We start from the raw sequence: 14,354 nt of genomic DNA on the forward strand, positions 1-14,354 counted from the left end.
GTCTGTGCAGGTCAGGTGGGGTGGTTGGTGACTTTGAGTGTGTAGCGGACGTTACTGGGAGTGCGGGTCTGGTCCCGTTTTCTGACCTCGAAGGTGTTCTTGGACGGCTTCTTGATGCGCTGGCACTGCCGGTTGCGCCGGGGCGGGAGGAGGGCGGCCAAGAGCTCTGTGGTGGCTTCGCGGCGGGCGGCGGCCAGTGTGGTGACGTCGGCTGCGGCCTGGGCGGCGACGGTCAGCCGGGCGAGCTGCACCGTGACGGTGAAGGAGATCCGGTCAGGATCGGTCCCGCCGTGTTCTGCCGCGCGCGTCTGCAGTGCGCATAGTGCCTGGTAGACGGTGAGAAGGGCGTAGATCTCCTGGTAGATCAGCTCGGGCGCCTTGGAGCGCAGGATGAATCCGGCGCCGCGCAGGCGGTTCTTGAGTTCCGCGAATCCGTTTTCGATCTCCCACCGCTGGTGATATGCCCTCGCCAGCTGGTGGGCCGGGGCGAGGCGGTGGTCCAGCAGGCTGGTGACCAGCCGGAACGTCTCGGTGCGGGGTGGGCCGGCCTGTGGGTGGATGGTCACGGTGTACTCGATGATCCGTACCAGGTGTCCCCGGGGCGGCTCGGTCAGGGTGCGTCCGGCCGCGCGGGCCTGACCGTGGCGGATGTTCTCCGCGGGCGTGCGCATGATGGACAGGTAGGACCCGTCGGACAGCACCCGCAGCGGCACGAAGACCAGGTTCTTCTTGATCCGCCAGGCCAGGTGGGCGCCGGTGGCGCGGGCCAGGCCCCACAGCTGGTATCCGGCGAAGTTGCGGTCGGCCAGCAGCAGCATGTCCCCTCGCAGGGAGGCCAGCAGCCGGCGGGCGAGCTTGTGCTCGCTGAACCTGGCCACGGCGTCGAAGGCCGCGTCGACCAGGGCGTGGGTGCCGCATTCGGTCAGGGCCATCAGGCGGACCTGTGGGTGTCCGCTCTGGTTGACACCACCCTTGCCGGTGAAACCGAACTCAGCAGCGTTTGCCGGGGTGTCGGGGACATCCAGCGCGGTGCCGTCCCAGGCGACCAGCCGCAGCCCGAAGGCGAACGCGCCCGGAGTGACGGTCGTGGCCAGCGTGCCGCACCGCCGCTCGAACAGCGCCTGCAGCGGCTTGTCGCCCAGCCGCTGCCGGGCCCGTGTCAGGGCCGAGCTGGTGGGCAAGCGCTGCACACACAGGCCTGGCAGATGCCGCAGCTTCTCCGTCAACGTGCGCAGGACCGACCGGTATCCCGGCGGCCCGGCACTGTCGGAGCTGCTGAACAGGCACAACGCCAGGATGAAGTAGACCACCGCCCGGGCGGGCAACAGCCGGCGGCGACGCTCGCCGCAGCCGGTCGACTCCACGACCTCGTCAACCAGTTCAGGGCTGATCTCCTCGGTCAACACGCCGAGACGGACGTGCTCGCCAAAGCGCCGGTCCGTGGGGGTCACCAGCCTGTTCAACGGGGCCTGGCTGCCCTCGGTGATGGCAGACGGCATGCGGACGATGGCACACTGAGTACCCAACGGAGTTCCCTCGCGGACAGTCGGATCTTGGTCGATCTTCTGTCCTACCGGGAACTCCGTTGCCGTGTCCCGGCCTCCGCCGACACGTCACCAGAAGTGACGGATCACGCAACGTCACCAGGGGATATTTCCAACCAAACCCCGCACCATCAAGTGCCTGACCTGCACCGACGCGCTAACTCACCGGCATTGAGGTGGCCTGGCCGGAGTCGTCGAGGTCGGCGACGGCGAGGGTGCTGGGCTCGGGAGCGGTCACGCTGCCGGTCAGATCGACGCCGGAGGCGCTGAGGCGGGTACGGAAGAGGGTGCCGAAGACGTCGTGGGAGAACCGGCCGAGGAAGCGGGTGGGGGTGCCGAGCCGGGCGAGAGCGACGGCGGTGTTGGCGGGGCCGCCACCGGGCAGGGCCCGCAGTGCGAGTTCATCGGAGCTGGACCGGGCGGGGTCGGTGAAGGCGTCGGCGACGCACTCGCCGAGGACGGTGACACTGACGGGGGCCTGGGGTCGGGCCATGGTGACTGTCTGCCTCTCTCAGGAAGAGCGCGGGTGGCGAAGGGCACCGGGACGGTGGCCTGATGCAGCCCATTGCGCAGGTATTGACATGCCGCTCAAGACGGACGTAACTTCCCTGCCACAAGGAAGTAACACGCGTTATTAAAGCGCGAAACTGGAGGCGGTGTCTCGTCTCCGGCTAGCCGAAAGGGACTGGAAGTGGCCACGAACAGGACGCATCGCGTGACCATGAGCGATGTGGCCCGCCATGCGGGTGTCTCGCGGACCACGGTCTCCTTCGTCCTGAACGACAAGCCCGGTGCCTCCATCCCTGACGAGACCCGTCGGCGGATCCTGGAGGCGATCGACGAGCTCGGCTACCGGCCCAACGCCGGGGCGCGGGCGCTGGCCGCGAACCGCAGCGGGTGGTTCGGGCTGATCACCGAGATCGTGACCGGCCCGTTCGCGGGGGAGGTGATCACGGGTGCGCAGAGCCGCGCCTGGGGTGACCGGAGGTTCCTGCTGATCGCCGCGAGCGAGGGCGATCCCGCCCAGGAGGCCGCCGCGCTCGACCAGATGCTGGAGCACCGGGTGGAAGGGCTGCTGTACGCCACGACCTGGCACCGTGCCGTCACGCTCCCCAAGGCCGCCCGGGAGGTGCCGACGGTGCTCGTCAACTGCTACGACGCGGACGGTGAGCTGCCGTGCATCCTGCCCGACGAGGTGTCGGGCGGATACAAGGCGACCCGCCGGCTCCTGGATGCCGGTCACACCCGCATCGGGTTCATCAACCTCGACCCGGCGATCCCGGCCGCCATCGGCAGGCGCGAAGGGTACGAACGCGCCCTGCGCGAGGCCGGGATCACCCCCGACCCCTCCCTCGTCGTCCCCGGCTGGGCGACCGCCGACAGCGCCTATACCGCCGCCTGCGAACTGCTGGACCGCCCGGCCGGCGACCGGCCGACCGCGCTGTTCTGCGGAAACGACCGGATGGCGATGGGCGCGTACGACGCGATCAAGGAACGTGGAATGCGCATCCCGCACGACGTGGCCGTGGTGGGGTTCGACAACCAGGAACTCATCGCCGCCTATCTGCGGCCGAAGCTGACGACGCTCGCCCTGCCCTTCGAGGCCATGGGCACCAAGGGCATTGACATGCTCGCCGCTCTCGCAGCCGGGCAGCCGCTCGACACCCACCGGGTGACGATCGACTGCCCGCTGCTCGAACGCTCGTCGGTCTGACCGCTAATCAGCCCGCCGAGGAATCCCATCCCAGTCTTCGCCCTGTGTGTTGAAGAGAGGAAAAGAGTCTCCATTATGGCACCTTCCCGCATACCTTCACGGCGGCCCCGGGCCGTCCTGAGAGCGGTCACCGCGACCGCCGCCGCAGCCCTGGTCCTGTCCGCCTGTACGGGTGGCTCGGGCACTGCCGGCGCCGGTGACACCTCCGGCGACCAGCTGCTCACCATCCCACGCGAGGATCTGGCGACGTTCACGCGCAACTTCAACCCGCTCTCCCCGCAGGCCGCCCCTATGACCCTGCAGGCGGTCTACGAGCCGCTGGCGGTGCACAGCATGGCGGATGCCAAGGACACGCCGTGGCTGGCCACCAAGTGGGAGCAGGCCAAGGACGGCAAGTCCCTCACCTTCACATTGCGCGACGGCGTCAAGTGGTCGGACGGCCAGGCTCTCACCGCCGACGACGTCGTCTACACCTTCGAGCTCCAGAAGAAGGTGCTGGGCGGCTTCGACTACCTGGACAAGGTCACCGCGGTCGACGCCCACACGGTGAAGTTCTCCTTCAACAAGGCGTTCTCGACCGCCTTCTTCGAGATCAGCGGCCACTACATCCTGCCGAAGCACATCTGGTCCAAGGTGAAGGACCCGGCGAAGTTCACCAACCCGAACCCGGTCGGCACCGGCCCGTACACCAAGGTCGAGAAGTTCCAGAGTCAGTCGTACGAGCTGCGCAAGAACCCCGACTACTGGCAGCCGGCGAAGCAGCAGATCGCCGGCATCCAGATGCTGGCCTTCTCCGGCAACGACAGCGCCAACATCGCCTTCACCAACGGCGAGGTGGACTGGACGCAGTCGTTCATCCCGGACATCGAGAAGTCCTTCGTCGTCAAGGACAAGAAGCACAACCACTACTGGTTCCCGGCCACCGGTGCCATGATCAACTGGCAGCTGAACACCACCAAGGCCCCCTTCGACGACCCGGCCGTGCGCAAGGCGCTCAGCATGGCGGTAGACCGTGACCAGGTCACCAAGGTTGCGATGAACGGCTACGCCGAACCCGCCGACTGCACGGGTATGGCCCGCACCTACGACAAGTGGCGTGACACGTCGCTGGCCGCCTCCTGCACCTGGACGAAGTACGACACCGACGCGGCGGCCAAGGCCCTGGATGCGGCCGGCTACAAGGAGAGCGGCGGCAAGCGCAAGCTGAAGAACGGCAAGAACTTCACGCTCGACATCTCCGTCGGCTCGGCCTCCTCCGACTGGATCTCGGTCGCCAACATCATCAAGCAGGACCTGGCGAAGGTCGGCATCACCGCCATCGTGAAGACGCCCGACTGGTCGGCGGTCTCGTCGTCGTACAACACCGGCACGTTCGACACCGGCATCGTGTGGAGCAACAACGGCGCCACGCCGTACGAGTACTTCCGCGGCGTGATGTCGACCAAGATGGTGCAGCCGGTCGGCAAGCAGGCCACGGAAAACTACCACCGCTTCGGCGACAAGAAGGCCGACAAGCTCATCGACGCCTTCGCCGCTGCCACGGACGAGAGTGCGCAGCGCGAGCAGATGAACGGTCTGCAGGCGCTGTACAACAAGGACGCGCCCGTCGTCCCGCTGTTCACCGGCCCCGAGTGGGGCGCGTACACGGACGCCCGCTTCACCGGCTGGCCCACCGAAGAGAACCCGTACGCCACCCTCGGCAACCGCAACGGCAGCACGATCCTCGTGCTCACGTCGCTGAAGCCCGTCAAGGGCTGACGCCCGGCGAACCGACGGCCGTCCGCCTCCCCGGACGGCCGCCCCGCCACCGACCTCCCACACCCCCACCGACAGGAGCACGACCCGTGCGTCTCATCCTGCGCAATCTGGGGTTCTATCTGCTCGCCTTCTGGGCCTCCATCACCCTGAACTTCGTTCTCCCGCGCTTCATGCCGGGCGACCCGGTCTCACGGATGTTCGCGCAGGCCCAGGGCACCATGCAGCCCGACCAGATAGCCCAGCTGCGCAAACTCTTCGGCCTCGACAACCGCCCCCTCTGGGAGCAGTACGTCTCCTACGTCAAGAGCGTCTTCACCGGCGACCTCGGCATCTCCATCACCCGCTTCCCCACCCCGGTCACCGACGTGATCGGCTCGCAGATCGGCTGGACCCTGCTCCTCGGTGGCGTCGCGCTCGTCATCGCCGCCGTGCTCGGCAACCTGCTCGGCATCGTCGCCGCCTGGCGGCGCGGCGGCGTCCTCGACTCCGCCTTCCCGCCCCTGCTGATCTTCGTCGGCTCCTTCCCGTACTTCTGGCTGGCGATGGGCGCGCTGTACCTGTTCGGGGTGAGTCTGGGCTGGTTCCCGATGCGGCACGCCTACGACGTCGGCCTGACCCCCGGCTTCAACGGCGAATTCCTCTCCAACGTCGCCACCCACCTGGTGCTGCCTGCATTGACCATCGTGCTGGTCTCCATCGGCGGCTGGATGCTCGGCATGCGCAACACCATGATCGCCACGACGGCCGAGGACTACATCACCATGGCCGAGGCCAAGGGGCTCAGCCCCTCGCGGATCATGTTCCGCTACGCCGCCCGCAACGCCCTGCTCCCCTCCGTTACCAACTTCGGCATGGCACTCGGCTTCGTCGTCGGCGGCGCCCTGCTCACCGAGGTCGTGTTCGCCTACCCCGGCATCGGCTATCAGCTGCTGATGGCCGTCCAGGGCCTGGACTACCCGCTGATGCAGGGCATCTTCCTGACGATCACGGCGGCGGTACTGATCGCGAACTTCCTCGTCGACCTCGTCTACGTCCGCCTCGACCCGCGCGTCCGCGTCCGCTGAAGGGGGCTGCCGACATGACCGCCATCGAAATCGCAACGGCCACCACGCCGACAGTCCCCGCGCGCCCTTCCCGCCGGCGCGGACTGCTACGCCAGCTCACCGACAGCAAGAAGGCGATGACCGGGCTGATGCTGCTCGCTCTCTTCGCTCTCCTTGCTCTGCTCGCTCCCGTCCTCGTCCCGGGTGAACCGTCGCTCATCAACTCCACGGGCAGCCAGTTCCCTTCGGCCGCACACTGGCTCGGTACGACCGCCAAGGGACAGGACGTGCTCGCCCTCACCCTGTGGGGCGCGCGCAGCTCGCTCTTCGTCGGGTTCACCGTGGGGCTGGTGGCGACCGCGGTCGCCATCGTCGTCGGCCTCGCGGCCGCCTACTTCGGCCGCATTGTGGACGACGCGCTGACCCTGGTCACCAACATCTTCCTGCTGCTGCCCGGACTGCCGCTGCTCATCATCCTGGCCGCGTTCCTGCCGCCCGGGACCTCCACCGTGATCCTGGTCCTCGTCGTCACCGGCTGGGCGGGCTCGGCCCGGGTCCTGCGCGCGCAGGCCAAGTCGATCCGGGGCAAGGACTTCGTGGCCGCCGCGGTCGTCACCGGGGAGCGCCCGCTGCGGATCATGTTCCGCGAGATCCTGCCCAACATGGCGTCCGTGGTGATGACCACGCTGCTCGGCTGCGTGATCTTCGGCATCGGCGCCCAGGCCGGCCTGGAATTCCTTGGCCTCGGCGACAGCAGCGTCGTCAGCTGGGGTACCAACCTGTACTGGGCCAGCAACGACGGCGCGTTGATGACCGGCGCCTGGTGGGCCTTCGTCCCCTCCGGACTGTGCATCGCGCTCGTCGCGTTCGCGCTCGCGCTGGTCAACTATGCGGTCGACGAGATCACCAACCCGAGGCTGCGCAACCGCCGTGCCCGCCGCGAGAGGAGGGGCTGAGCCATGGAACCCGTACTTGAACTGAGCGGCCTGCGCGTCGAATACCGCGGCGACGGACGCACCGTGGTCGGCGCCGACGACGTCTCCTTCTCCATCAGCGCCGGAGAGATCTTCGGCCTCGCCGGAGAGTCCGGCTGCGGCAAGTCGACCATCGCCAACGCGGTCATGCGGCTGCTGAAGCCCCCGGCGGAGATCACCGCGGGCAGCATCCGCTTCCAGGGGCGGGACGTCCTCGCCCTGGACGCACGTGAGCTGCGCGCCTTCCGATGGCGGGAGATCGCGATGGTCTTCCAGTCGGCGATGAACTCCCTCAACCCCGTTCTGACCATCGGCGAGCAGATCGTCGACATCTTCACCACCCACGAGAAGCCGAAGAAGCGGGTCGCGCGGGAGCGGGCGGGAGAGCTCCTGGAGCTGGTGGGCATCGACCCGGGGCGGCTGAAGGCGTACCCGCACCAGCTGTCCGGCGGTATGCGCCAGCGCGTGGTCATCGCCATGGCCGTCGCGCTCCGCCCCCGGCTGCTGATCATGGACGAGCCGACGACCGCGCTCGACGTGGTCGTGCAGCAGGAGATCATGGCGCAGATCCGCGACCTCCAGCGGGAGCTGGGCTTCTCCATCCTCTTCATCACTCACGACATGTCCCTGATGGTCGAGCTGTCGGACCGCATGGGCGTGATGTACGGCGGACGGATCGTGGAACTCGCCGCCGCCAAGGACCTGTTCGCCGCGCCGCTCCACCCGTACACCGAGGCGCTGATGAACGCCTTCCCGCCGCTGACCGGCCCGCGCCGCGAACTCACCGGCCTGTTCGACGCCCCGCGCACCGCCGACAGCTGTGGCTTCCACGTCCGCTGTCCCGAGGACCGCTCGGACTGCTCCATGACCATCCCCGACCTGCGCGAGGTCGCGCCCGGCCGTTGGGTGGCCCGCAGTGTGGCCCGCAGTCCGGAAGGAGCCTCCCGATGACCGAACTGACCGAACCCCTGCTCTCCGTACGCGGCCTGACCAAGGACTTCCAGGTCGGCACCGTCTTCTCCCGGCGCCGCGTCCGTGCCGTCAACGACGTGTCCTTCGATCTCCCGGCCGGCCGGATCACCGCCCTGGTCGGCGAGTCCGGCAGCGGCAAGTCCACCATCGCCCGCTGCCTCGCCCGCCTCGAACAGCCCTCGGCCGGACAGGTGCTGCTCGACGGCGAGGACGTCCTGCGCACCGAGCGGCGCCGGGTGTCACGGGCGTACCGCCGCAAGGTCCAGATGGTGTTCCAGGACCCCTTCGGCTCGCTCAACCCGGTCCACCGCATCGAGCACTTCCTCACCCGGGCCCTCGTCGTGCACGGCCGCTCCGCCACCCGCGAGGCGCTGTGCGAGCTGATGGCAACGGTCGGCCTGACAGAGGACATGCTCCAGTCCTACCCGCACGAACTCTCCGGCGGCCAGCGTCAGCGCGTCTCCATCGCTCGCGCGTTGGCAGTGGAGCCGCGCCTGATCCTGGCCGACGAACCGACGTCGATGCTGGATGTCTCCGTGCGCGTCGGCGTGCTCAACCTGATGCGGCGCCTGCGCGACGAGCGGAACATCGCCATGCTCTACATCACGCACGACCTGGGCTCCGCCCGCTACCTCGCGGACACCACGATGGTCATGTTCGCCGGCGAACTCGTTGAGGGCGGAGACGCACTGGCCGTCATGGACGCCCCCGCCCACCCGTACACCCGCCTACTGCTGTCCGCCGTACCCGACCCCGAACGGGCCGGCAGCTACGACCCCGTCGAGCGCGCCAGGCTCCGCGAGGCGATCCTCAACCCCGCGTCCTGCCCCTACGGCGACGACGGCGCGTGCAGCCGCACCGAGCCCGTCCGCCACATCGTCGGCGAAGACGACGGACAGCCCCACTGGGTGCGCTGCCATCTGCGCGCACCCGCCTCCGACATCGCCCGCCGCGTCCTGAAGGCCACCGACCGGCCGGACGGCGAGGCCACCGACGACACCGAGAAAGCGGAGACCATCGCCGCATGACCCACGACCTCACCCTCCCCTCCGGCACTCCCGTCGCCGAGGGGCTGGCCGAACGCGCCCTGCGCGACCCCCACCGCCCCCGCTTCCACTTCACCTCGCCCGGCGGCTGGCTCAACGACCCCAACGGGCTGAGCCACTGGAACGGCGTCTACCACCTCTTCTACCAGTACAACCCGCTCGCCGCCGCCCACCACCGCATCCACTGGGGCCACGCCACCAGTACCGACCTCGTGCACTGGGCCGATGAGCCAGTCGCCCTGGTGCCAGGCTCGGACGGCCCGGACCGCGATGGCTGCTGGTCCGGTGTCCTGGTGGACGACGGGGGAGTGCCGACGCTCGTCTACTCGGGCAGGCACGAAGCCCACGAACTCCCCTGCGTGGCCAGGGGATCGGCCGACCTGCGGTACTGGACGAAAGATCAGGCCAACCCGGTCATCACCGCCCCGCCCGAGGGCGTCGACATCACGGCCTTCCGCGACCACTGCGTCTGGCGGGAGGGCCAGGTGTGGCGCCAGCTGGTGGGCTCGGGCATCCGGGGCGTCGGCGGAACGGCCTTCCTGTACGAATCCGACGACCTGCGCAGCTGGCGCTACGTCGGCCCCCTGCTGACCGGCGACGCCTCGCAGAACCAGGGCGAGCTCGACTGGACCGGCACGATGTGGGAGTGCGTCGACCTCTTCCGGCTCGGCGAGGACGAGGAGGCCGGCAGCACCGACGTGCTGGTCTTCTCCGCCTGGGACGAGGGCACCACCCACCACCCCCTGTACTGGACCGGCAGCTACCAGGGCGACACCTTCACCCCCACCGCCCTCCACCGCCTCGACTACGGCGGACGCTACTTCTACGCCCCCCAGTCCACCCGCGACGAGCACGGCCGACGCATCATGTTCGGCTGGCTCCAGGAGGGCCGGACCGACGAGGCGAACGCACAGGCCGGCTGGTGCGGCGTGATGTCCCTGCCGAGGGTCGACACGCTCGACACGGACGGCAGCCTGCACCAGGCCCCCGCACCTGAACTGACCGTGCTGCGGCGGGAACGCGTGGAGGTGGCGCCGGGCCCGCTGACTGACGCGTACACCCCGCTGCACGCCGTGCGCGGAGATCAGCTGGACATCGAGACGACCCTGCGCCTCGCCCCCGGAGCCACCGCCCGGCTCGTGGTCCGCGAAACACCGGACGGCGCGGAACGCACGGTCGTGGAGGTGAGCAGGGCCCACGACGGAACGAACGGCACCCTCCGTCTGCACCGCGAGAACAGCAGCCTCGACCCGACCGTCGACACCGAACCCAGGTACGGCGACCTGCCGTTGGGCACCGACGGCCGGGTGGACCTGCGCGTCCTCGTCGACCACTCCGCACTGGAGATCTTCGCGAACGGGCGGCCCCTGACCGCCCGCATCTACCCCACCCGCCCCGACGAAGCCGTCGGCGTCGGCATCGGTGCCGACGGCGACGTGACCCTTGAGCGGTTCGACGCCTGGCAGATGGCGCCGGCCTTCACTGACGGACCCCGGCCGCTCTGGCCGTGACGGTCTTCCAGCCGGCTACGGCCCGGGGGGTGGACGTCCCCCCGGGCCGCGGCCCACCCTTCCCTTCTTCCAGGAGCCGCCATGAGCGTGTCCCGCCGTACCCTCCTGCTCGCCGGAGGAACCGCCGCCACCCTGCTGCCTCTCGGAGGCATCCTCCCCGCAGCACAGGCCGCCGCCCCGAGCGTCGCCGGAGCGAGGCCCGCCGCCACCCCGATTCCCGACCCCATCCCCGTCACCGGCACCTGGACCCGCACCTCCGACGGCGGCCAGAAGGCGACCGCCGGCCGTCGCGGGCCCGCCCTCGCCCTGTCCGAGCAGCAACTCGCGGCCAAGGGCACGTACGCGGCCCGCATAACGCCCCAATCCTCTTCCTCCGTAGGTGCGTTGGTGTTCCGGGCCGCCCTCGACGGCTCGACCGGATACGCGGTCGCCCTGGACCCCGGCCGCTCCCGCATACGGCTCTACGACCTGGCCGGCGGCGACACACTCGCCACCGCTCCACTTCCAGGAGCGCGGACCGCAAGACCCCATGACCTCGAAGTGGCAGTCGACGGACCCGAGCTGACGGTACATGTCGACGGCAAGCGGCTCCTCCACACGGAGGACCACCGCCACGACACCGGCTCGGTGGGCCTGCTCGCCCAGGGCGGCAAGGTTACCTTCGGCCCGCCCTCCCTCTCCTCAGTCACCACCAACCTCACCGGCTGGACCACGAGCGGCGGCACCTGGACGGCGAGTCCGCTGGGCTGGCGCGCGGCCCCAACCCAGGGAGCCACCGCCCGCGCCGTCACCACGACCCAGACGTACGACACCGCGCTCCAGGCCGACCTGCTCCTGCACGACGCCTCCGCCATCGCCTCACTGCTGGTGCGCACCGACGCCACGGCCACGCACGGATACGGCGTCCAAGTCGACGCGGACCAGGGCAGGCTGAGGCTCTACCGCATCGACGGCAACATCACCCTCGGCACCTACGCGACCACCATCAAGGCCGACACGGTCTACCGCCTGCGCATCGAAGCCGAACACGACGAACTGCGCGTGCACTGGCAGACCAACTTCCTCTCTCCCGACGGCTACAGCCCCGTCATCACTGCCCAGGACTCCACCCACACCAAGGGCCGACTCGCCGTCACGGCATCGGCCGGCGAGGTGTCCTTCGAGAACATCGCCGCCGCCGACCTCGCCACCGGCCTCCAGGGCTGGACGGCCCGCTCCGGCACCTGGACCCCCGACCTGCGTGGCATCCGCGGCGAGAACGGCCTGCGCACGGCCCCCTCCACCGACGGCGACCTGGTGGCGAGAGCCGACATCACCCCCGGCGACCGCTCCTCCTCGGCCGGCCTCGTCCTGCGCGCGTCCGCGAACGGCTCCGGCGGCTACGAAGCCCGTCTGGAAGCCGGCCGCGACGCCGTCGTCCTGCTGGACCGCTCCTCCAGCGCCCGCCTCGCCTCCGCCTCCGGCCCGGTCCGGCGCATCACGGCCGGAAGCACGTACCGCGTCGAGGCCCGCGCGACGGGCAGAACCATCGAGGTGTACGTGGACGGCGTACGGGCGCTCAAGACTCGCGTGTCCCGCACCAAGGGCGCCACCTTCGGCACCGCCGCCGCGCACGGGACGTCGTACTTCCAGAACGTCGAGGTCCACAGCACCGCCGACTACTTCACCGAGCCGTACCGCCCCACGTACCACTACTCCCAGCTCACCGGCTCCACCAGCGACCCCTGCGGCCTGCTGTACTACGACGGCGAGTACCACCTCTTCCACCAGGACGAGGGCCGCTGGGCGCACGCGGTCAGCACCGACCTGGTCCACTGGCAGCCCCTGCCGATCACCCTGCCCTGGAACGCCTATGGCCACTGCTGGACCGGCTGCGCGGTCGTGGACGCCGACGACACCTCCGGTCTCTTCGACGGCGGCTCGGGCCTGATCGCCTATTACACGAGCTACCACCCGGACAAGCCGGGCGGGAACGCCAGCGTGCGCATCGCGTACAGCAAGGACAACGGCCGCTCCTGGCAGCTGCACGGCGGCTCGACCCCGGCCGTGCAGAACCCGGGCGGCCCCGACGCCGGCTGGACCTTCCGCGACCCGAAGGTCATCCGCGACGAGGCTCACGACCAGTGGCTGATGGTCGTCTCCGGCGGCGACCACATCCGCTTCTTCACCTCCACCGACCTCCTCACCTGGACCCAGGTCAGCTCCTTCGGCTACGGCGACTGGGCCACGCCCGGCGTCTGGGAGTGCCCCGACTTCTTCCCGCTGCCGGTCGACGGCGACAAGGACAAGGTGAAGTGGGTCCTCACCCTGAGCACCGGTGCCGTACGCGCCACGAACGGCTCGGCCGCCCAGTACTTCACGGGTGACTGGAACGGCACCGGTTTCACTCCCGACCAGAAGGCCGGCACGGTCCTGCGCGCCGACTCCGGCCGTGACTACTACGCCGCCATGTCCTTCTACGGCCTGCCCGACGACCGCCGCGTCTGGCTCGGCTGGATGAGCAACTGGGACTACCCCTTCAGCGCCCCGACCGGCGGCTGGAACGGCCAGCTGAGCACCCCCCGCGAACTGACACTCACGAACACCGCCGACGGCGTACGCCTGGTGCAGCGCCCGGTCCGCGAGCTGACCGCCCTGCGCTCCTCTGCCACGACCCGCAAGAACCTCTCCGTCGGCCCCGACTCGGCGAATCCGCTCACACGTGTCACGGGTATCGCCTACGAGATCGAGGCCGAGATCACCCTTGGCACCGCCACGGAGGTCGGCTTCCGGCTCCGGACCGACGACGACCAGCACACGACGGTCGGATACCACGCGGAGGCGCAGGAGCTGTTCGTGGACCGCTCGGCATCGGGCCTGAGTGACTTCACGCAGTACTTCACGGGCCGCACGACCGCGCCGATGAAGACGACCGACGGCCGCGTGACCCTGCGCGTGTACGTTGACTCGTCCTCGGTCGAGGCATTCGGCGGGGACGGACAGGCCGCCGTGACCAGCCTGATCTTCCCCGGCCCGGACGCCGACGGCATGGCCTTCTACGCCAAGGGCGGCACCGCACACATCGAGTCGCTCAAGGTGCACAGGCTGGACAGCACCTTCCGCCTGGTGGATCGGGTGAAGCCGCTGGTGGCTGCCCCGACCGGCGGTGAATTCCGCTCGGACCTCTGCAACTTGACGATCACCCCCGCGGGCCGCTGGTCGACGGACAGCGCGGGCCGCGCGGGAAGCTTCGACAAGGACTCCAACGCGATCTCGTCCCTCACGGCGACGGACTTGGACCTCACCATCCTGGTCCGGCTCGGCGGCCCCGACCCGGACACGGGCGGCGCCCTCTCCCTCCTCTGGCGCGCCTCCTCCGACGGCACCGATGCCTACTGCCTCAACATCGACCCCGACCTACGCGTGATCCGCCTGGTCGCCAAGGCCAACGGCTTCTTCGACGACGGCGCCGCCCTCGCCCGCGTCCCGGCCCTGCTCCGCCGCGGCACGACCTACCCCGTCCGCATCCTCACCGAGGGCGACCGCATCCAGGTGTTCCTCAACGGCGAGCGGATCATCGACGTGACGGACACGACGTACACGAGCGGACACATCGGCCTCAACGTGTTCGGAGGGAGGGCGGCCTACCAGGACACGTACGTGAAGCAGCTGTAACCACCGACCAGGCCGACCTACGGCAATGCCCGAGGCTCCACCCCCCCCGAGTAACGGGGCGGAGCCTCTGCGCGCTGGAAGGACAATCCGCTGTGAGTGGATTCGGAACCCCTTCCCGAATTGGCGAGATCGGCCCTC

General features: G+C 69.4%; 9 protein-coding genes and 1 pseudogene. 8 read left to right on the forward strand and 2 right to left on the reverse strand.

The features are described from left to right. Window positions 1-11 precede the first annotated feature (11 nt). Together OHA03_RS27700 and OHA03_RS27705 are read right to left on the reverse strand one after the other, a co-directional pair. Entirely contained in the window at window positions 12-1,499 is a 1,488-nt protein-coding gene (locus OHA03_RS27700; protein ID WP_267006450.1) for an IS4 family transposase, read from the reverse strand. 223 nt (window positions 1,500-1,722) lie between these two features. Beyond that, window positions 1,723-2,037: pseudogene (locus OHA03_RS27705) on the reverse strand (PfkB family carbohydrate kinase); the annotation flags it as partial. A 228-nt stretch (window positions 2,038-2,265) separates the two neighbouring features. Here OHA03_RS27705 and OHA03_RS27710 point away from each other — a divergent pair. From OHA03_RS27710 to OHA03_RS27745, 8 genes are all read left to right on the forward strand, one after another. After that, the gene (locus OHA03_RS27710; protein ID WP_267008186.1) at window positions 2,266-3,258 is read left to right on the forward strand and encodes a LacI family DNA-binding transcriptional regulator; all 993 of its coding nucleotides are present in this window, start codon (window positions 2,266-2,268) and stop codon (window positions 3,256-3,258) included. 75 nt (window positions 3,259-3,333) lie between these two features. After that, window positions 3,334-5,016 (forward strand): ABC transporter substrate-binding protein, encoded by a 1,683-nt coding sequence (locus OHA03_RS27715; protein WP_267006451.1) that lies wholly within the window; start codon window positions 3,334-3,336, stop codon window positions 5,014-5,016. Window positions 5,017-5,102: 86 nt separating this feature from the next. Beyond that, window positions 5,103-6,080: an ABC transporter permease gene (locus OHA03_RS27720; protein ID WP_267006452.1), complete on the forward strand. Its 978-nt coding sequence runs from the start codon at window positions 5,103-5,105 to the stop codon at window positions 6,078-6,080. 14 nt (window positions 6,081-6,094) lie between these two features. Beyond that, window positions 6,095-7,015, forward strand: coding sequence for an ABC transporter permease (locus OHA03_RS27725; protein WP_267006453.1), 921 nt, complete (start codon window positions 6,095-6,097; stop codon window positions 7,013-7,015). A gap of 3 nt (window positions 7,016-7,018) precedes the next feature. Further along, a complete protein-coding gene (locus OHA03_RS27730) occupies window positions 7,019-7,984 on the forward strand; it encodes an ABC transporter ATP-binding protein (RefSeq protein WP_267006454.1) in 966 nt (321 codons plus the stop codon). Then, complete coding sequence (locus OHA03_RS27735) at window positions 7,981-9,033, forward strand: ATP-binding cassette domain-containing protein (RefSeq protein WP_267006455.1); 1,053 nt, start codon at window positions 7,981-7,983, stop codon at window positions 9,031-9,033. The genes OHA03_RS27730 and OHA03_RS27735 overlap by 4 nt, the downstream gene beginning before the upstream one ends. Next, complete coding sequence (locus OHA03_RS27740; protein ID WP_267006456.1) at window positions 9,030-10,562, forward strand: glycoside hydrolase family 32 protein; 1,533 nt, start codon at window positions 9,030-9,032, stop codon at window positions 10,560-10,562. The genes OHA03_RS27735 and OHA03_RS27740 overlap by 4 nt, the downstream gene beginning before the upstream one ends. A gap of 81 nt (window positions 10,563-10,643) precedes the next feature. After that, the gene (locus tag OHA03_RS27745) at window positions 10,644-14,216 is read left to right on the forward strand and encodes a glycoside hydrolase family 32 protein (protein WP_267006457.1); all 3,573 of its coding nucleotides are present in this window, start codon (window positions 10,644-10,646) and stop codon (window positions 14,214-14,216) included. The last annotated feature ends 138 nt before the right edge of the window (window positions 14,217-14,354 follow it).

The organism is Streptomyces sp. NBC_00154 (assembly GCF_026342835.1).
GTDB lineage: Bacteria > Actinomycetota > Actinomycetes > Streptomycetales > Streptomycetaceae > Streptomyces.